We start from the raw sequence: 18,317 nt of genomic DNA on the forward strand, positions 1-18,317 counted from the left end.
CCGAGTGCTCGGGACAGGCGTGGAGGAGGCGGGTGGATGACGGCGGTTCCCACCCTGGCCGGGCTGCTCGCCGCGCTCGTGGCGACGGTCGTTCTCACCGTGGTCTGCCCGCCGCAGGCGCAGCCGTGGGCCCAGTTCGCGACGGTCGCGCTCGTCGCCACCGTGATCACCGCGCGCCGCGGCGGCCGCCCGGTGCTGGCGCGCCCGGGGACCGCGCGTCAGCGGCCCGTCGACGTGGTGGACCTCGTCGCCCCGGACCGCTCCCCCGTCGGATGCGTGGAGGGCGAGCGCGTGGTGACGACCGCCGTGGAGATCTCGGCTGGCGCGCTCGTGACCACCGAGGTGGGGCGCGACGACCCGGCCGCGCATCGTGGTGTCCGCCTCCCGCTGGCGGTGGTGGCGCGCCAGCTCGAGCAGGGCGGGGTGCGCCTCGAGGGGATCGACGTGGTGGCCGACGGTCGCCGCGCCGCGACGGGTGGCGACGGCGAGGTGTACGACGCGCTCGTCGGCCCGCTCGCGCTGATCTCGCACCGACGCGTCCACCTGCTGCTGCGGTTCGACCTCGCGCGGCTCGCGCTGGGGCCCGCCGGACGGGCCGACGGCTCGCTGGAGCAGGTGGTCACGGTGGCCACCGAGCGGTTGCGCCGGTCGCTGGTGCATCACGGGGTGCCGTGCCGGGTCCTCGACGCGGCCGGACTCGCCGGCCTCTACCTGGACGCCGAGGGCGACCCGGGGCCGGGCGTCGGCGTGGTGGTGCGCCCGTCCGCCGACCCGCGGTCGGTGATCGACGGGCTCACCGCCGTGCGGGCCGCGCGCGTCACCGAGGTGCTCCGTCTGAGGCGTGTGGAGGGTCGTGACGACGTGGTGGACGTGGTGACCACCGTGGGGCTGACCGGCGTGGCCGAGGGGGCTGTGGCCGAGCGCGTCCTGCCGACCACCGCCAACACCTGCCATCGACTGCCGTCGGCGGGTGTCCTGCCCGTCCCCGGCGAGGAGATGCCCGTGGCCGTGGCCGGGTCGCTGGTCCGGCGCCGTGTCGACGAGCTCGCAGCCCTCGCCCCGCCGGCGCACGGCTGCGGACAGATCCTGGGAGCCACCCGCACCGGGGGCGCGGCGGCGGTCCAGCTGGCCGGCCCGCATCTGCGGTCGGTCCTGCTCGCCGCGGGACCCGCGGTCTGCCGACAGGTCGCGTTCCGCGCGGTCGCGGCCGGCTACCGGGTCGCGGTGGTCACCGACGTCCCCGACCGGTGGCGGCCCCTGACCGCGATCGGCGACGAGTCCCGCTACCGGATCGTCGACCCCGACGCCTCCGACGCGGGAGCCCCGGTCGACGCCGTGATGTGGGATGTCGACGGCCCGTTGACCGAGGGGCGCATCGACGCCCTCGCCGGGCCGGGCGGGCCGGACGTCACCCCGCCCACCGTCGTCCGCGTCGACGCCGACTGGGACCTGCGGGGCGAGCGGCACGCGGACACCGCGGCCCCGCCGGACCTCGTCCTGGACGGGCGGATCGACGGGTGGATCTCGATCGAGCCGCGCGCGGGTGAGTCCCGCCGCGTCTCGGTGGTGGCCGGGCCAGGCGAGGAGGCGTTCGTCGGCCCCCTCACCGTGCCGGGCGAGCTCACACCCGCAGGTGCTGCACCTTCCGCCAGCCCGGATCGTCCGTGACGGTCACCGTCACCTCGCCCTGATCCCAACCGGACGCCGCCACCCGCAGCTGCTCGTGGGCGGGGGTCGTGGAATCGACGTAGAAGTGCAGCAGACGGCGCCCGTCGCAGCTCTCCGCCCCGACGCACTCGCCGTCGCCCTCGAGGCGCTCGACGAGGTGGTCCTCGAGATCCCGCAGGCCGGGCAGCGAGCGAGAGCCGGGCAGGCCCCCGTCCTCGACGTCCGTGTACGGCACGTCGACGGCGACGTGGCGGTCGAATTCCGGCGCCGACAGGGCGACCAGCGGGACGCGGACCACGGCCACGAGCGGGCCCCGGTCGGTGTCCCCGTGGAGGATCTGCCACGCCGGGTCGCCCAGCTCGTCGGTGTTGTCCGCGGCGAGCTCACGCAGGATCCGGGGCAGGTCGGCGAGCGGCACCGCGTCGACGCCAGGCGCGGTGGCATTGGCCCTGATGAGCCCGACCCACGTCTCGACCTGCTCCTCGCCGCACAGGGCGTCCAGCAGGAGGTAGGCGGCGATCGACGAGTCGGCCCCGGTCAGCGCGGTGAACGCCGGGTGGTGGACGGTGACGTCGGCCCGGGACAGCCCCAGGTCCACCACGACCTCGGCGTCATCGAACCCCAGCCGGTGATCGCGGAAGTACATCGCGCAGCCCCGGACCGGCTCACGCAGGTCGGCGAACGACCACGTCTCGTCGGCCCGCGGCGCGGCGGCCAACCACCGGCGCGCGGCGCCCCGCAGCTCGGGCACTCCGGCCGCGGTGACGGTCAGCCGGTGGGGCACCTCCTCGCAGCCCGGGACGAACTCCCACGACAGGCCGGGATCGATGGCCTCGATGAGCGAACTGAACTCCGCGACCACCCGCCCGGTGACGCCGGAGTCGATCGCCGCGGTGGCCCGGCGCCTGCCGTCGGCGGACCACCAGCGCCAGAAGGTGGTGATGGCCCGGTCCGATCGCGAGCGGGCCGTCTCGATGCGCACGCCGGAGAAGTCCAGCGATCGCGAGAGCTGCCGGGGTCGAGCCGCGCGAATCGCCATGTGTTCTCCTCCCGTGGCCGCGGTCCGTGAATGCGTGTCTCACCCCAGTATCCGGATTACCCGCCGATCGCGCCCGCGCCGACACACCCGGACAGGTCGTAAGGCTGATCGCGGTGCGGGTGCGGCGGGACGGTGACGGTGGCATGGTCGGAGCCATGACCTCCTCCCAGGACCTGGCCGGGCTGTCTTCCGGAGCGCAGCACGGCCGGCGGGTGCTCGTGATCGGCGCGACCGGATACATCGGATCGCGGCTGGTACCCCGGCTCATCACGGACGGTGCCGAGGTCTCGGTGCTCGCGCGCACCCCCGCCAGACTCGACGACGTGCCGTGGAGAGACGAGGTGACCATCCACGAGGGTGGCCTGGGCGATGCCGACGCTCTCCTCGCCGCCCTCCGCGAGACCGACGTGGCCTGCCACCTCGTGCACTCGATGGGTGGCTCCAGGGACTTCGAACGGGAGGAGCGCGAGACCACCGAGCAGTTCGTCCGCGCCGTCGAGGAGGCGGGTGTCGAGCGCATCGTCCACCTGTCTGGCCTCCATCCGGAGGGCGAGGAGGAGCTCTCCCCCCATTTGCGGTCCCGCGCCGAGGTCGCCCGGATCATGCTCGAGTCAACCGTGCCCGCGCTCGTGATCCAGGCCGGGGTGGTAATCGGCTCCGGCTCGGCGTCATTCGAGATGATCCGGCACCTGACCACCCGGCTCCCGGCCATGGTCACGCCCAAGTGGGTGAGCAACCACATCCAGCCCATCGCGATCCGCGACGTCCTGCACTACCTCTCCGCGGCCACCACGGTCCCCCTGTGCGGCGAGCTGGCCCACGGCCGGGCCATCGACGTGGGCGCGCCGGACTTGCTCACCTATGGCGAGATGATGCAGGTCTACGCCGAGGAGGCCGGACTGCGGCGCCGGGTCATGGTCCCCGTACCGGTGCTCACCCCCAAGCTGTCCTCCCACTGGCTGGGACTGGTCACACCCCTCGAGACCGGCCTGGCCAAGCCGCTCGTGGAGTCTCTGCGCTGCGAGGCCGTCGTCGCCAGGGACGACGCCGACGAGGTGCTCGGGCCCCCGCCGGGCGGGCGCACGACCTACCGCGACGCCCTGCGCGAGGCGCTCCGGGTCCCGCACGGTCCGGCGCGGCCACCCCTGTGGGAGGGCGCGGATCCGCTCGGCGACCCCGCGCGCCTGCTGCCGTCCGACGCCGACTGGGCCGGGGTCCGCCCGCCCACCCTCGGGCGCACGCGATCCCGGCCGTGACGTCCGGGCAGCGGGACCGGGACACGCCCACCGGCCGCTACCTGCGGGCGCTGCGGACCGGTGACATGGACACCGCGCCGTCGCACCCGTCCCGGCGGCGCGTCCTCGTCGTCGTCGTCACCCTCGTCGTCGGCGCGGCGGTCGGCGCGTGGGCGCTCCGGATCCCCGCCGGGGACGCCCTCTTCTACCCCGCCACCGCTCTCCTCGCCGCGGTGTGGCTGACCGGCGCGTTCGCCTCGGGACCGATCCGGGTGGGCTGCGAGCCGTACCGCCCGCGCCGGCCGGTGCTGTCCTCGGTGCTCACGGCCGCCGCGCTCGCGGTGGTGTTCTGCCTGGGGGCGCTCGTCGTGGCGCGTATCGAGCCACTCCGCGACCCGGTCGACGCGCTCCTCGCCCACGCGACCGTGGGGAACCTCGCGCTGGTCGCAGCCCTCACGGCGGTCAACGGGGTCGCCGAGGAGTGCTTCCACCGCGGTGCCGTGTACTCGGCCGTCGCCAACCTGCGGCCGATCCTCACGACGACGGTGATCTACGCGACCGTCACGGCCACCGCCGGGATCCCCCTGCTGGTGCTCGCGGCCGTCATCGTGGGCGTCGTGACCGCGCTACAGCGGCGCGCCACCGGCGGCGTCCTCGGGCCGGCGATCACGCACGTCGCGTGGTCGATGGTGATGCTGTTCGCGCTCGGCCCGATCCTCGACGCCGCGCGGGCCTGATCCCCGCAGGACCACGCGGCGCGGCCCGGCCCCGCTATCCCCCGCAGCACCCCGCCGCGCCGCCGCCCGGGCCCGGCCGCAGCTCGCGTGTGACGAGGTTCCGCGCGGCGAGCTCGTCGTCCGCCGGGTAGTCGACCCCGATCAGCGACAACCCGCGCGCGGGCGCCACGGGCACCGCGGAGGACCGCTCGGTCTCCGCCAGCAGCCCGCTGATCCAGTCGAGGCTGCGCCGGCCCTCCCCCACGGCCATCACGGCGCCCACGAGGCTGCGCACCATCGACCAGCAGAACGCGTCCGCGCTGACCGACGCCGTCCACACCTCGGTCGCACCGGGCGCGTCCGCACCGCGCGGATCCGGCTCGGTCCGCCACTCGAAGCGCTGCAGCTCCCGGATGGTGGTGGCACCCTCGCGGCGGCGGCAGAACGCGGCGAAGTCGTGCAGGCCCAGCAGCCGCTCCGAGGCCGCGCGCACCGCCTCGAGGTCCGCGGTGCGGGTCCACGCCGCCGTGTCGCGGGCGCGGGTGGGTTCGGCGCCCCACGGCGCGGTGGTGAGGCGGTACTCGTAGTGACGGCGCAGGGCGGAGAAGCGGGCGTCGAACTCGTCCGGCACCCACCGCGCGTCCATCACGGCGATGTCCGCGGGCAGCAGCCGTGCGAGCCTCCGGACCAGCGCCTCAGGGCGCCCGTCCAGCGAGCGCTGGTCGAGCCACGCCGGGTCCACGTCGACGTGGCAGACCTGGGCGCGGGCGTGCACCCCGGCGTCGGTCCGGCCCGCGACGGTCAGCGTGACCGGGTTCCGCAGCACGGTGCCGAGTTCGGCCTCGAGCACCCCGCACACCGTCCGCAGCCCGGGCTGACGCGCCCACCCGGAGAAGTCGGTGCCGTCATAGGCGACGTCGAGGCGGATCCGGCGGGTGCTCACGGCCTACAGACGCTAGACCACGCCCGCGCGCGCCCGCCACACCAGCCCACCGCCGCCCGGTCCGGCACGATGGCCCCATGTCGTCGTCGCCGCGCCCACCGTCGTCCCCGTCCCGACCGGCGCCGGGGTGGTCCGCCCCGTCGGTCCGTCCCCCGCACCGCCCCGCGCGTAGCCGCCCACGCAACGCCGCGCTCCTCGCCGTCGGCGTGGCCGTCGCCCTCACGCTGGGGGCCTGTTCCGGGAGCGACGACGACGAGGCCCCGCCCCCCCGCGTCCCCTCCCGCGCCCACCGACATCGCAGGACCGCCCGACACCGCCGTGGCCCGGTACGTGGCACTCGGCGACTCGTTCGCCGCCCTGGGTCCGACCAACGCCCCGACGAGCGGGCCGGAGGCGTGCCTGCGCTCCACCCGCAACTACCCGTCTCTGCTCGCCGGCGACATCCGGCCGGGCGAGTTCATCGACGCCACCTGCGGCGGAGCGCGGACGGTGGACATGACCGCACCCCAGATCCCCGAGACCCCGCCGCAGTTCGACGCCCTCACCGCCGAGACGGACCTGGTGACCCTGTCGATCGGCGGCAACGACATCGGGTTCGGCGACATCGTGGGATGCGTGATGCGGACAGCCCGAGTCGCCGACGGTGCGCCCTGCCGCGAGCGGCTGGACGGCGTCACCTCGGACGCGCTGGCCGGGCTGGCGGGCCGACTGGATGACGTGTACGCCGGCATCCGCGAGCGCTCGCCCGATGCCCGGATCGTCACCACCGCGTACCTCCCGCTGGTGCCCGAGCTCGACAGCTGCGACTTCGTGGACCGGATGAGCCCCGGTGACGTGGACTGGACGCGCTCCGTCACCGAGCGGATCAACCGGGTCGTCGTGGACGCCGCGGACCGCGCGGGCGCCGCGGCGGTCCTGCCCGACGACGCCGCGAGCCGCCACGCCTGCGCGCCGGTGGCGGGGCGTTACACCGACTTCACCGGCATCGAGACCGCCTCGCACCCGATGCACCCCACGGCTGCAGGGCACCGGGCGATGGCCGAGGCGGTCGCGGACGTGCTCTGACCGGAGGCGTGTACGACGAGGGCCCCGTCTCCGCGGGTGCGGTGACGGGGCCCTGCATCTCGTACCGGGGCGGATCAGGCCTTGTCGGCGTCCGAACCCTCGGCGTGGGTCGCGTCCTCGGACACGGCCTCGGCGGTCTCCTCAACGGCGTCCACCTGGGCGTCGTCGGCGCCCTCGACCTGGTCGGCGATCGGGCTGTTGGCCTCGGCCTCGGCGGTCACGTCATCGGTCGACTCGGCGGCGGCCGGGGCGGCGGCGGCCTTGGAGGCGGCGGCGCGGGTGGCGCGGGAGGCCTCCGCGGAGGCGAGCTCCTCGGTCACGAGCGCGATCATCGCCATGGGCGCATTGTCGCCCTTGCGGTTCTCGAGCTTGACGATCCGGGTGTAGCCACCGTCGCGGTTGGCCGCGCGCGGGCCGATCTCGGCGAACAGCTTGTGCAGGACGTCCTTGTCGCGGATGACCTTGGCGGCCTCACGACGGTCGGCCAGCGTGCCGCGGCGGGCCTTGGTGATGAGCTTCTCCGCGTAGGGGCGCAGCAGCTTCGCCTTGGTCTCCGTGGTGCGGATGGCATCGTGCTCGAACAGCTGGGTGGCCAGGTTCGAGAGGATGAGCCGCTGGTGGGCGGCGGATCCGCCGAGGCGGGCGCCCTTCTTGGGCTTGGGCATCAGATTCTCCTAGGAATGGTGTTCCGGGCGCTCGTCAGAGCTGCTCGGTCTCGGCGTAATCCTCGCCGCCCTCGTCGGTCCACGTCCCGGTCTCGGCGTCGTAGCCGGCGACCGAGGCGGGATCGAATCCGGGGGGCGCGTCCTTGAGCGACAGGCCCAGCTCGACGAGCTTGACCTTGACCTCGTCGATCGACTTCTGGCCGAAGTTGCGGATGTCGAGCAGGTCCGACTCGCTGCGGGCCACGAGCTCGCCCACCGTGTGGACGCCCTCGCGCTTGAGGCAGTTGTAGGACCGGACCGACAGGTCCAGGTCGTCGATGGGCATGCCGTAGGCGGCGATGTGGTCGGCCTCGGCCGGGCTGGGCCCGATCTCGATCCCCTCCGCCTCCTCGTTGAGCTCACGGGCGAGACCGAAGAGTTCGACGAGGGTCTTACCGGCGGACGCCAGGGCGTCACGGGCGGTCATCGAGTTCTTGGTCTCGACGTCCAGGACCAGGCGGTCGAAGTCCGTGCGCTGGTGCACACGGGTCGCCTCGACCTTGTAGGTCACCTTGAGGACGGGCGAGTAGATCGAGTCGACCGGGATCCGGCCGATCTCGTGGCCGGCGTCCTTGTTGAGCCCGGCGGGCACGTAGCCACGGCCGCGCTCGACGACCAGCTCGATCTCCAGACGGCCCTTCTCGTTGAGAGTGGCGATGTGCAGGTCCGGGTTGTGCACCTCGACGCCGGCGGGCGGGACGATGTCACCGGCGGTGACGGCACCCGGCCCCTGCTTCTTGAGGTACATGGTGACCGGCTCGTCCTCGACGGACGAGACGACCAGGCCCTTGAGGTTGAGGATGATGTCGGTGACATCCTCCTTGACGCCCGGCACGGTGGTGAACTCGTGCAGGACGCCCTCGATGCGGATGCTGGTCACGGCCGCGCCCGGGATGGACGACAGCAGCGTGCGCCGCAGCGAGTTGCCGATGGTGTAGCCGAAACCGGGCTCGAGGGGCTCGAGCACGAACCGCGAGCGGTTCTCGGAGACGACCTCCTCGGTGAGGGTGGGCCGCTGGGAGATGAGCATGTGCTACCTCTTTCGATTCTCGGCGCCCGCTATTTGACGCCGTGGGAACCCACCGTCGCCGGGCGGGCCGCGGTGTGCGGCCCGCCCGGCGACGAGGGAGGACAGATCACTTCGAGTAGAGCTCGACGATCAGCTGCTCCTGCAGCGGCACCTCGATCTGGGCGCGCTCGGGGAGCTGGTGGACGAGGATCCGCAGGGTCGTGGGGACGACCTGCAGCCACGCCGGGACGGGACGCTCACCGAGCGTCTCCTGGGCGATCTCGAACCAGTCCATCTTGGTGGACTTGGGACGGACATCGATGATGTCGTACTGCGAGACGCGGTAGCTCGGGATGGTCACCTTCTGGTCGTTGACCAGGAAGTGGCCGTGCGCCACGAGCTGACGGGCCTGGCGGCGCGTCCGCGCGAGACCCGCGCGGTACACGACGTTGTCCAGCCGCGACTCGAGGATCTGGAGGAGGTTCTCACCGGTCTTACCGGCGCGGCGGTTGGCCTCCTCGTAGTAGCGACGGAACTGCTTCTCCATCACGCCGTAGGTGAAGCGGGCCTTCTGCTTCTCCTGCAGCTGGGTGCGGTACTCGGACTCCTTGATCCGCGCACGGCCGTGATGACCGGGCGGGAAGGGCCGACGTTCGAATGCGGTGTCTCCACCCACGAGGTCCACGCCGAGACGGCGGGACTTGCGGGTGACGGGGCCGGTGTAACGTGCCATGGTCTAGTGCGTTCCTTCCGGCTCAGACTCGACGCCGCTTGGGCGGACGACAGCCGTTGTGGGGCTGGGGGGTGACATCGGAGATCGTGCCCACCTCGAGGCCGGCGGCCTGGAGGGAGCGGATCGCGGTCTCACGTCCCGAGCCGGGGCCCTTGACGAACACGTCGACCTTCTTGACGCCGTGCTCCTGCGCCTTGCGGGCCGCGTTCTCGGCGGCGAGCTGGGCGGCGAAGGGCGTCGACTTACGCGAGCCCTTGAAGCCGACGTGGCCGGAGGACGCCCATGCGAGGACGCCACCGGACGGGTCGGTGATCGAGACGATGGTGTTGTTGAACGTGCTCTTGATGTGGGCCTGGCCCAGGGGCACGTTCTTCTTATCCTTGCGACGGCCCGTCTTCTTCGGGCCCGCAGCGCGTGACTTGGGGGGCATTACTTCTTCTTTCCGGCGACGGTCTTCTTCGGACCCTTACGGGTACGGGCATTGGTCTTGGTGCGCTGACCACGGACGGGCAGGCCACGACGGTGACGCAGTCCCTGGTAGCTACCGATCTCGATCTTCCGGCGGATATCGCCCTGGATCTCGCGGCGGAGGTCACCCTCCACCTTGTAGTTGCCCTCGATGTCGTCACGAAGGACGGTCAGCTGCTCGTCGGAGAGGTCCTTGGTGCGCAGATCGGGGCTGATACCCGTACGCTCCAGGATCTCCAGCGACCGGGTGCGACCGATGCCGAAAATGTAGGTGAGCGCGATCTCCATGCGCTTGTCGCGTGGGAGATCGACGCCGGCAAGGCGTGCCATGTGGCGTATCTCTTTCGTCGTGCGGTAGGTCTGCTCCCCGACCGTCCCCGATCCGGATGGTCATCTCTCGATGAGCAACCGTCCGGGGCCCCGGCCTCCGCAACCGGGGGTACGAACCCGCCGACCCCTTTCGCGGAGGCGGCGGCTGGTACGGGGAGTTGAGCGTCTTTACTTGTAGCGGTAGACGATCCGTCCACGCGTCAGGTCGTAGGGCGAGAGCTCCACGACCACGCGATCCTCCGGGAGGATGCGGATGTAGTGCTGCCGCATCTTCCCGCTGATGTGGGCGAGGACCTTGTGCCCGTTCTCGAGCTCGACGCGGAACATTGCGTTCGGCAACGGCTCGACGACACGGCCCTCGACCTCGATGGCTCCGTCTTTCTTTGCCATGCTGGTTACGGTCCTCCACGATTCCCCGGATGACGTCTACCGGATTGTGGTGCACTGGTGGGCACACCGACGTATAAGCCTACGCGAGGTCGCTGGTCAGCGCCAATCGCGACGAACCGGCCCGCCCGGCCACCTGTCAGACGTAGCAGGCGCGACCGGCGGGGGCGCCCTCGAACCGCTGCTGTAGCCAGTTCATGGCCGCCGGCAGCTTCTCCACCGCGCCCAACAGATGCTCGGGCGCAAGGCCGGGTTCCCAGGTGACCGGCGCCCCCTCGCGGCAGTACCGCTTCGCCGTCTCCTCCGCGTCCCAGAACGGCACGAGAGGATCGGTGCCGGAATGCCACATGAACACCGGCACCCGCGGCACATCCGGACTGAGGCGGACGCTGTTCTCGGCGAATGCGCGCATGAGCCCCTCCTCCGCCATGAGGTCGCCGCCACGCAGGACCATCGGGACCGACCGGAACGCGCCGAAGGTCAGCAGCGTCGCGGTACACCGGCCCTTCAGCTGGTGGTAGAGATGCCAACCGTCAGGGGTGAGCTTCTCCTCGAGACGGATCGCTTCCGGGTACTCACGGGCCATCCCCACCGCGGCGGCGAACGCCAACCCGAACGCCGGGTGCGGCTGGTTGCCGATCATCCGCGCCATCGTGGTCATGTCCGTCGGGACGCCGCCCTTCGCAACGCCCACCAGGTTCACGTCGGGGGCGTAGTCGTCGTGCAGGAGCGAGACCCAGGCACTGGCGATGCCGCCCCCCGAGTACCCCAGCGCGCCGAACCGGCTGTTCCGGGAATCGAAACGAGGGTCATCCCGCACCGCCCGCATGCCGTCGAGGACGATGCGCCCGGACAGCTGTCCCCCCGGGTATGCGACCTTGGGTCCCAGATGGTCCGGGATGATGACGGTCCAGCCCTGGTCCAGACGGGACCGGAGGAAGACCATGGCGTTGTCCTGCACGGTCTCGAGGGTGGGGTGCACGAGGGTCTCGGTGGGCGCACACCGCTGCCCCAACGCGTTGAGGTAGTGCTGGTAGCTCAGGACCGGGCCGTCGGGGCGGGCGTGATGGGGCCGGACCACGGTCGCGGTGGCCAGCAGCGGCCGGTCCCGAGTGTCCGTGGACCGGTACGCGATCTCGGTGACGCCGTACCCGAGGAATACCGGCATCGTCACGGTCCTGGAGTTGATGACCCGGCCCGGCGCCGCATCCGCGAGCGCCTGCGGGTCAGCGTGGTAGAAGGGTCCGGGCTGCGGGTCCTCCGCGATCGACCCCGCGCCGCCCTCCGCCACGGATTGTGCGGCGGCTCCCTGCGTTACGAGCAGGGCCTGCGCTAGCACGAGGGAGAGCATCACCAGGACCGCGACCGCGGGACGCACTGACGTGGGGAGTTCCCGGGGAACGCGGACGGGTGTTGGCATGCCCTGACCTTTCAGGCCGATCTGAACCGAGAGAACATGCTAACCCGACCGCGGTCGTCCGCGGCCGGCCCCCCGGGCCCGAGCGACGCCGGCCCCCGGGCCGGCCTGCGCCCTCCGGGGCGCGGGACGACCCGCCTCAGCCGAGTGGACGGGGGGTGAGGATCCGGGGCCCGTCCGCTGTGACGGCGACGGTGTGTTCCCAGTGCGAGGCCGGCGAGCCGTCGACGGTGACGACCGTCCAGTCATCCGACAGGGTCCGCGTGTCGGTCTCTCCGCCGAGAACCAGCATCGGCTCGATCGCCAGGACCGACCCCTCCTGGAGGCGCGGTCCCCTACCGGGCTTGCCCTCGTTGGCGAGGAACGGCCATTCGTGCATCTCACGGCCGATGCCGTGGCCGCCGAAACCGTCGACGATCCCGAGTGAGACGCCGTGCCGTTCCTCGGCCCGCCGGGTGGCCACCTCGAGCGCGTGCGACACGTCGGTCAACCTGTTCCCCGGGAGCATCGCGCGCATGCCCACCTCGAGGACCTCACGTGTCGCGTCGTTGAGGGCGGCGACATCGGGCGCGAGGGAGCCCACGCCGAACGTCCACGCCGAGTCCCCGTGCCATCCCTCGAGGATGGCTCCGCAGTCGATAGAGACGAGGTCCCCTTCCCGCAGCACCGTCTCCGGTCCGGGGATCCCGTGCACCACGACCTCGTTGACGGAGGAACAGATGGAGCCGGGGAAACCCTCGTACCCCTTGAAGGACGGTATGGCGCCGGACTCGCGGATCACCTGCTCAGCGACCTCGTCGAGATCACCTGTCGTCGCGCCCGGGACGGCGGCGTCCCGGACCGCGATGAGCGTGCGGCCGACGATGCGCCCCGCCGCCTCCATCGCGTCCAGTTCCCCCGCTGTGCGGGCGGTGACGACGCCCTTGCGCGACCGGCCGAGCACGGCGGGCGTCAGCGACCCAGCGCGGCGAGCGCGCGGGCGTTGATCTCCTCGACCGAACCGACGGCGTCGATGCTCTTGACGTCGCCCGCGTAGTACTCGAGCAGAGGGGCGGTCTCGGACCGGTACACCGACATGCGGTTGCGGATGACGTCCTCGGTGTCGTCCTCGCGACCGCGGGCCAGCATCCGCTGGACGACCGTGTCGTCGTCGACCTTGAACTCCAGCACCGCGTCGAGGGAGCACCCCGCCTCGGAGAGCATGTCCTTGAGGGCGTCCGCCTGCGCGACGCTGCGGGGGTATCCGTCGAGCAGGAAGCCCTCCGCGGCGTCGGGCTCGGCGATCCTGGCCTTGACCATGCGGTTGGTCAGCTCGGCCGGGACCAGGTTTCCGGAGTCGATGTACCCCTTCGCCTCCTTGCCCAGATCGGTGCCCTGCGAGATGTTGGCGCGGAAGAGGTCACCGGTCGAGATGTGGGGCACGCCGAGCTTCTCCGACAACAGAGCCGCCTGGGTTCCCTTACCGGCACCGGGAGGGCCGAGGAGGACGAGACGCATGGTGGGGACCTGCCTTTCTACAGTGGGGTTGCTCGGACGAGGCCGCGGCTACTTGAGGAAGCCCTCGTAGTTGCGCTGCATCAACTGGGCTTCGATCTGCTTCACCGTGTCGAGGCCCACGGAGACCATGATGAGCACGGCGGTGCCGCCGAACGGCATGTTCTGCATGTCGCCACCCCCGCTGCCCATGTCGAGGAAGATGTTCGGGAGCACGGCGATGAGGCCGAGGTACAGCGAACCGAAGAGCAGGATCCGGTTGAGGACGTAGCCCAGGTACTCGGCGGTCGGGCGACCGGGACGGATCCCGGGGATGAATCCGCCGTACTTCTTCATGTTCTCGGCCTGCTCCATCGGGTCGAACTGGATGGCCACGTAGAAGTACGCGAAGAAGATGATGAGGGCGAAATACAGGACGATGTAGCCCCAGCTCGACGGGTTCTGGAGGTACTGCATCACGTAGCGCTGCCAGAAACCGTCACCCGACGGCTCGGGGCCCTGCACCAGCTGGGTGATGAGGATCGGCACGTACATGAGCGACGACGCGAAGATCACGGGGATGACGCCCGCCTGGTTGACCTTCAGCGGGAGGTAGGTCGAGGTCCCGCCGTACTGACGGCGACCGACCATCCGCTTGGCGTACTGGACGGGGATCCGGCGCTGTCCCTGCTCGACGAAGACGACGGCGACGACGATGAGCACGACCGCGAACATGACCGCGGCGAACTTCATCGTCGAGGAGTTCTGGTAGATGTTCACGCCCTCTGCGGGGATACGGGACGCGATGCCGGCGAAGATGAGCAGCGACATGCCGTTGCCGACGCCGCGATCGGTGATGAGCTCGCCGAACCACATCACCAGGGCCGCACCGGCGGTCATGACGATCACGATCGTGATGAGCGTGAGCACGTCGTCGTCCATGAGAACGGACTGCCCGTTACCGAGGAGCTGTCCCCGGTCGGCCAACGCGACGATGCCGGCGGACTGGAGCACGGCCAGCGCGATGGTCAGATAGCGCGTGTACTGCGTCATCTTGGCCTGGCCGGACTGCCCCTCCTTCTTCAGCTGCTCGAAGTAAGGGATGACCACGGTGAGTAGCTGGACGATGATGCTCGCCGTGATGAACGGCATGATGCCGATCGCGAAGACGGACAGCTGCAGCAGCGCGCCACCGGAGAACAGGTTGACCAGGGAGTACAACTGGGCGTTGTCCCCGGTCATCGCGGTGTCGAGCAGGCCGCGCAACTTGGGGTAATCGACGCCGGGCGACGGGATCTGCGCGCCGATCCGGTAGAGGATGATGATCCCGAGGGTGAAGAGGATCTTCTTCCTCAGGTCCCGGTCCTTGATCGCGGACGCGAGTGCGGAGAGCACATGTCCTCCTGGTCGTGGTCGGCCGTGGGCCGCCGGTCGTCGTAAGCAGATGCGCCGGGCGCGGGTCACATGGACCGCACGGCGGATGCCGGGCCCGGAGCGCACAACGGGAAAACTCTATCAAGACGAGGGCAGGGGCCGGATCCGAGACTCTCGGACCCGACCCCTGCGCACCTCAGCGGCCCTCGGCGGGCCTACCGGGGATCAGGCCCCGGCCTCCGACACGCTTCCGCCCGCGGCCTCGATCTTGCTCTTGGCCGACGCGGAGACCTTGTCGACGGTCAGTGTGACGGCGACGGAGATCTCCCCGTCACCGAGAACCTTGACCGGCTGGTTCTTGCGGACAGCGCCCGCGTCGACGAGCTCGGTCACGCCGATCTCGCCGCCGTTGGGGAACAGCCGCTGGATGTCGGACACGTTGACGACCTGGAAGACGACCTTGTTGCGGTTCTTGAAGCCCTTGAGCTTCGGGAGCCGCATGTGGATCGGCATCTGGCCGCCCTCGAACGCCGCGGGGACGTTCTTACGCGCCTTGGTGCCCTTGGTACCGCGACCGGCCGTCTTGCCCCGCTTGCCGCCTTCACCGCGACCAACGCGGATCTTGTCGGTGTGGGCGCCCGGCGCGGGACGCAGGTGGTGCAACTTGATGGTCATTCTCACTCCGTCTCTTCGACCACGACGAGGTGGTTCACGACGTTGATGAGACCCCGGGTCTGCGCGTTGTCCTCACGCACGACCGACTTCCGGATGCCCTTGAGGCCGAGCGTACGCAGGGAGTCCCGCTGGTTCTTCTTGGTCCCGACGGTCCCACGGACCTGGGTGATCTTGAGGTTCGCCATGGTCAGGCCCCCTGTCCGGCACGCGCGCGGAGCATGCCCGCGGGCGCGACGTCCTCGATCGGCAGGCCGCGACGGGCCGCGACCTCCTCTGGACGGTGCAGACCCTTGAGGGCGGCCACGGTCGCGTGAACGACGTTGATGGCGTTGTCCGACCCGAGCGACTTGCACAGGATGTCGTTGACGCCGGCGGCCTCGAGCACGGCGCGCGCGGCGCCACCGGCGATGACACCGGTACCCGCGGACGCCGGACGCAGCATGACGACACCGGCGGCGGCCTCACCCTGGATGGGGTGCGGGATCGTGGAGCCGATGAGCGGGACGCGGAAGAAGTTCTTCCGGGCCTCCTCATTGCCCTTCTGGATGGCCGCGGGGACTTCCTTGGCCTTGCCGTAGCCGACGCCGACCATACCGTTGCCGTCACCGAGGATCACGAGCGCGGTGAAGCTGAAACGCCGACCGCCCTTCACGACCTTGGAGACGCGGTTGATGGTGACGACGCGCTCGATGTACTGCGACTTCTCGTCGTCGTGGCGGCCACGACGGTCGTCGCGGCCCCGCCCGCGGCCGCGGTCGCCGCCGCGCCCCTGGGCGTTGTCGTTGGTGTTCTTGTTGTCTGCGGCGGGTCCGTTGCCTCCGCCGTCACGACGCTGACGTCCCGGCATCAGACGGTCCTTCCATTCGCGGTCAGTGCAGTGGTGTTGATCATCAGAACTCCAGCCCACCCTCGCGGGCGGCGTCGGCGAGCGACGCGATCCGGCCGTGGTACTTGTTGCCGCCACGGTCGAACACGACGGCGTCGATGCCGGCGGCCTTGGCGCGCTCGGCCAGGAGCTGGCCGACCTTCGCGCTGCGGGCCTTCTTGTCGCCCTCGAGGGACCGCACATCGGCCTCGATGGTCGACGCGGCGGCGAGCGTACGGCCCGCCAGGTCGTCGACGATCTGGGCGTGGATGTGGCGCGAGGAGCGGTTGACGACCAACCGCGGACGCTCCGGCGTGCCGGAGACCTTCTTGCGGAGGCGGTAATGGCGCCGGGCCCGACCCTCGCGACGTGCGGTCGAGGCGTCGGTTCCCAGCGGGGAACGCTTCTTGGTGCTGCTCATGATCACTTACCCGTCTTTCCGACCTTGCGACGGACCTGCTCGCCGGCGTAGCGGATGCCCTTGCCCTTGTACGGGTCGTGCTTCCGCAGTCGCTTGATGTTGGCGGCGATCTGGCCCACCTGCTGCTTGTCGATACCGGAGATCGAGAACTTGGTCGCACCGTCGACGGCGAACGTGATGCCCGCCGGGGCGGCGACCGGCACCGGGTGCGAGTAACCGAGGGCGAACTCGAGGTCCGAGCCCTTGGCCACGACGCGGTATCCGACGCCGAAGATCTCCATGTCCTGCTTGTAACCCTCGGTCACGCCCACGACCATGTTGTTGACCAGCGAGCGGGAGAGGCCGTGCAGGGAGCGGTTGTCGCGGTGGTCGTCGGGACGGTTCAGCGTGAGGGTGCCCTCCTCGACTGTCACCGAGATGGGCTCGGGCAGCACCTGGGTGAGCTCACCCTTGGGGCCCTTGACCGTGATGGTCTGGCCGTCGACCTTGATGTCGACACCGGACGGGACTGTGATCGGAGCCTTGCCGATACGTGACATTTCGTCGCCCCCTTACCAGACGTAGGCGAGGACTTCCCCGCCCACCTTCTTGTTGTTCGCCTGACGGTCGGTGAGCAGACCCTGGGACGTCGAGATGATCGCGACGCCCAGCCCGCCGAGGACCTTGGGCAGTTCGGTGGACTTGGCGTACACACGCAGACCCGGCTTCGAGATGCGCTTGATGCCCTGGATGCTCCGCTGGCGGGACGGGCCGTACTTCAGATCGATGGTGAGCTTCTTGCCCACCTCGGCGTCGGAGACGGCGTAGTCGGCGATGTAACCCTCCTGCTTGAGGATCGCCGCGATGTTGCCCTTGAGCTTGGAATGCGGCATCGACACGGTGTCGTGGAACGCCGAGTTGGCGTTACGCACACGCGTCAGCATGTCCGCGATGGGATCGGTCATCGACATGGATGGACCATGTTCCTTTCTCGTAACGGTTCCCATGCAACACGCCCGCCCGGCGACCTGTGGGTCGCCCGCGAACGCCGTGGGCCTATCACGAAGAGTGCGAATGTTCTCTTGTATGGGATCCGGCCCCCCGTGGGGCGCTCGGGTGTCCCGCCGTTCACAGTGCTCTTCTCACTGCTCACGACCAGACGACTGGGCCGTCTGCCCGTCGCCGGGGACCCGCGATGCGGTGCCCCGGCGAGGACGGCCGGTCCGGCCTGTCAGGAGAGGATCAGTTCTCCTTGAAGGGGAAACCGAGGTGCTTGAGAAGCGCCCGGCCCTCTTCGTCGTTCGTCGCGGTGGTGACGACCGTGATGTCCATGCCGCGCGGACGATCGACCTTGTCGACGTCGATCTCGTAGAACATCGTCTGCTCGTTGAGACCGAAGGTGTAGTTGCCGTGGCCGTCGAACTGCTTGCCGGAGAGGCCGCGGAAGTCGCGGATACGCGGCAGGGCGACGGTCGTCAGGCGGTCCAGGAACTCCCACATGCGGTCGCCACGGAGGGTGACGCGCGCGCCGATGGGCATGCCCTCACGCAGCTTGAACTGCGCGATGGACTTGCGGGCCCGGCGGACCTCCGGCTTCTGGCCGGTGATCAGGGTGAGGTCGTTGATCGCGCCGTTGATGAGCTTGGCGTCGCGAGCGGCGTCGCCGACGCCCATGTTGACGACGACCTTGACGACGCCCGGGATCTGCATGACGTTCGCGTATTCGAACGTCTCGTTCAGCGCCGGCTTGATCTCGCTACGGTACTTCGCCTTGAGGCGCGGGGTGTAGCCGGTGGGAAGAGCGGTATCGGTCATG

23 protein-coding genes are annotated in these 18,317 nt (G+C 70.5%); 4 read left to right on the forward strand and 19 right to left on the reverse strand.

The window, feature by feature from the left end; all coding sequences use genetic code 11:
• Positions 1-36: 36 nt before the first annotated feature.
• The gene (locus tag DPA01S_RS00950; RefSeq protein WP_061228307.1) at positions 37-1,668 is read left to right on the forward strand and encodes a type VII secretion protein EccE; all 1,632 of its coding nucleotides are present in this window, start codon (positions 37-39) and stop codon (positions 1,666-1,668) included.
• On the opposite strand, the gene DPA01S_RS00955 is transcribed toward DPA01S_RS00950, so the two are convergent.
• On the reverse strand, positions 1,622-2,707 hold the full coding sequence (locus DPA01S_RS00955) for a DUF695 domain-containing protein (protein ID WP_061913557.1): 1,086 nt from the start codon (positions 2,705-2,707) through the stop codon (positions 1,622-1,624). The two genes, DPA01S_RS00950 and DPA01S_RS00955, sit on opposite strands and share 47 nt — an antisense overlap.
• A gap of 155 nt (positions 2,708-2,862) precedes the next feature.
• On the opposite strand from DPA01S_RS00955, the gene DPA01S_RS00960 reads away from it, so the two are divergent.
• Both DPA01S_RS00960 and DPA01S_RS00965 read left to right on the forward strand, forming a co-directional pair.
• Positions 2,863-3,963: an NAD(P)H-binding protein gene (locus DPA01S_RS00960; protein WP_061228342.1), complete on the forward strand. Its 1,101-nt coding sequence runs from the start codon at positions 2,863-2,865 to the stop codon at positions 3,961-3,963.
• A complete protein-coding gene (locus tag DPA01S_RS00965; protein ID WP_232302948.1) occupies positions 3,960-4,679 on the forward strand; it encodes a CPBP family intramembrane glutamic endopeptidase in 720 nt (239 codons plus the stop codon). The genes DPA01S_RS00960 and DPA01S_RS00965 overlap by 4 nt, the downstream gene beginning before the upstream one ends.
• Positions 4,680-4,713: 34 nt before the next feature.
• Here the strand turns inward: DPA01S_RS00965 and truA are convergent, their stop codons facing one another.
• Positions 4,714-5,601, reverse strand: coding sequence for a tRNA pseudouridine(38-40) synthase TruA (gene truA, locus DPA01S_RS00970; RefSeq protein ID WP_061228305.1), 888 nt, complete (start codon positions 5,599-5,601; stop codon positions 4,714-4,716).
• Positions 5,602-5,919: 318 nt separating this feature from the next.
• Here truA and DPA01S_RS00975 point away from each other — a divergent pair, with 318 nt between their 5' ends.
• Complete coding sequence (locus DPA01S_RS00975; RefSeq protein ID WP_061913559.1) at positions 5,920-6,666, forward strand: SGNH/GDSL hydrolase family protein; 747 nt, start codon at positions 5,920-5,922, stop codon at positions 6,664-6,666.
• A 74-nt stretch (positions 6,667-6,740) separates the two neighbouring features.
• On the opposite strand, the gene rplQ is transcribed toward DPA01S_RS00975, so the two are convergent.
• The 17 genes from rplQ to rplE all read right to left on the reverse strand — a co-directional run bounded on the left by rplQ (position 6,741) and on the right by rplE (position 18,316).
• On the reverse strand, positions 6,741-7,331 hold the full coding sequence (rplQ, locus tag DPA01S_RS00980) for a 50S ribosomal protein L17 (RefSeq protein ID WP_061228304.1): 591 nt from the start codon (positions 7,329-7,331) through the stop codon (positions 6,741-6,743).
• A gap of 34 nt (positions 7,332-7,365) precedes the next feature.
• Complete coding sequence (locus DPA01S_RS00985; protein ID WP_007628082.1) at positions 7,366-8,400, reverse strand: DNA-directed RNA polymerase subunit alpha; 1,035 nt, start codon at positions 8,398-8,400, stop codon at positions 7,366-7,368.
• Positions 8,401-8,506: 106 nt separating this feature from the next.
• Complete coding sequence (gene rpsD / locus DPA01S_RS00990) at positions 8,507-9,112, reverse strand: 30S ribosomal protein S4 (protein WP_007628084.1); 606 nt, start codon at positions 9,110-9,112, stop codon at positions 8,507-8,509.
• A 22-nt stretch (positions 9,113-9,134) separates the two neighbouring features.
• Complete coding sequence (rpsK, locus tag DPA01S_RS00995; RefSeq protein WP_043566757.1) at positions 9,135-9,542, reverse strand: 30S ribosomal protein S11; 408 nt, start codon at positions 9,540-9,542, stop codon at positions 9,135-9,137.
• Entirely contained in the window at positions 9,542-9,910 is a 369-nt protein-coding gene (gene rpsM, locus DPA01S_RS01000; RefSeq protein ID WP_061228302.1) for a 30S ribosomal protein S13, read from the reverse strand. The genes rpsK and rpsM overlap by 1 nt, the downstream gene beginning before the upstream one ends.
• A gap of 168 nt (positions 9,911-10,078) precedes the next feature.
• Positions 10,079-10,300 carry a translation initiation factor IF-1 gene (gene infA / locus DPA01S_RS01005; RefSeq protein WP_010541191.1) on the reverse strand — a complete coding sequence of 74 codons (222 nt, stop codon included), beginning with the start codon at positions 10,298-10,300 and terminating at the stop codon, positions 10,079-10,081.
• 136 nt (positions 10,301-10,436) lie between these two features.
• Positions 10,437-11,717, reverse strand: coding sequence for a lipase family protein (locus tag DPA01S_RS01010; protein ID WP_082767653.1), 1,281 nt, complete (start codon positions 11,715-11,717; stop codon positions 10,437-10,439).
• Positions 11,718-11,853: 136 nt separating this feature from the next.
• A complete protein-coding gene (gene map, locus DPA01S_RS01015; RefSeq protein WP_061913561.1) occupies positions 11,854-12,657 on the reverse strand; it encodes a type I methionyl aminopeptidase in 804 nt (267 codons plus the stop codon).
• An 8-nt stretch (positions 12,658-12,665) separates the two neighbouring features.
• Positions 12,666-13,211, reverse strand: coding sequence for an adenylate kinase (locus tag DPA01S_RS01020; RefSeq protein ID WP_061228300.1), 546 nt, complete (start codon positions 13,209-13,211; stop codon positions 12,666-12,668).
• A 48-nt stretch (positions 13,212-13,259) separates the two neighbouring features.
• Positions 13,260-14,582, reverse strand: a complete 1,323-nt coding sequence (gene secY / locus DPA01S_RS01025) for a preprotein translocase subunit SecY (protein WP_061228299.1) — start codon at positions 14,580-14,582, stop codon at positions 13,260-13,262.
• A 204-nt stretch (positions 14,583-14,786) separates the two neighbouring features.
• Complete coding sequence (gene rplO / locus DPA01S_RS01030) at positions 14,787-15,236, reverse strand: 50S ribosomal protein L15 (protein ID WP_061228298.1); 450 nt, start codon at positions 15,234-15,236, stop codon at positions 14,787-14,789.
• Between the two features lie 2 nt (positions 15,237-15,238).
• Positions 15,239-15,421, reverse strand: coding sequence for a 50S ribosomal protein L30 (gene rpmD, locus DPA01S_RS01035; RefSeq protein WP_007628098.1), 183 nt, complete (start codon positions 15,419-15,421; stop codon positions 15,239-15,241).
• A gap of 2 nt (positions 15,422-15,423) precedes the next feature.
• The gene (rpsE, locus tag DPA01S_RS01040; protein WP_061913563.1) at positions 15,424-16,083 is read right to left on the reverse strand and encodes a 30S ribosomal protein S5; all 660 of its coding nucleotides are present in this window, start codon (positions 16,081-16,083) and stop codon (positions 15,424-15,426) included.
• Between the two features lie 43 nt (positions 16,084-16,126).
• Positions 16,127-16,522, reverse strand: a complete 396-nt coding sequence (gene rplR, locus DPA01S_RS01045; RefSeq protein ID WP_007628102.1) for a 50S ribosomal protein L18 — start codon at positions 16,520-16,522, stop codon at positions 16,127-16,129.
• 2 nt (positions 16,523-16,524) lie between these two features.
• Positions 16,525-17,061: a 50S ribosomal protein L6 gene (gene rplF / locus DPA01S_RS01050; RefSeq protein ID WP_061913565.1), complete on the reverse strand. Its 537-nt coding sequence runs from the start codon at positions 17,059-17,061 to the stop codon at positions 16,525-16,527.
• Between the two features lie 12 nt (positions 17,062-17,073).
• Positions 17,074-17,472, reverse strand: a complete 399-nt coding sequence (gene rpsH, locus DPA01S_RS01055) for a 30S ribosomal protein S8 (RefSeq protein ID WP_007628106.1) — start codon at positions 17,470-17,472, stop codon at positions 17,074-17,076.
• 271 nt (positions 17,473-17,743) lie between these two features.
• Positions 17,744-18,316, reverse strand: coding sequence for a 50S ribosomal protein L5 (rplE, locus tag DPA01S_RS01060; RefSeq protein WP_043566766.1), 573 nt, complete (start codon positions 18,314-18,316; stop codon positions 17,744-17,746).
• Between the last annotated feature and the right edge of the window lies 1 nt (position 18,317).

Source organism: Dietzia papillomatosis NBRC 105045, assembly GCF_001570845.1.
Classification (GTDB): domain Bacteria; phylum Actinomycetota; class Actinomycetes; order Mycobacteriales; family Mycobacteriaceae; genus Dietzia; species Dietzia cinnamea.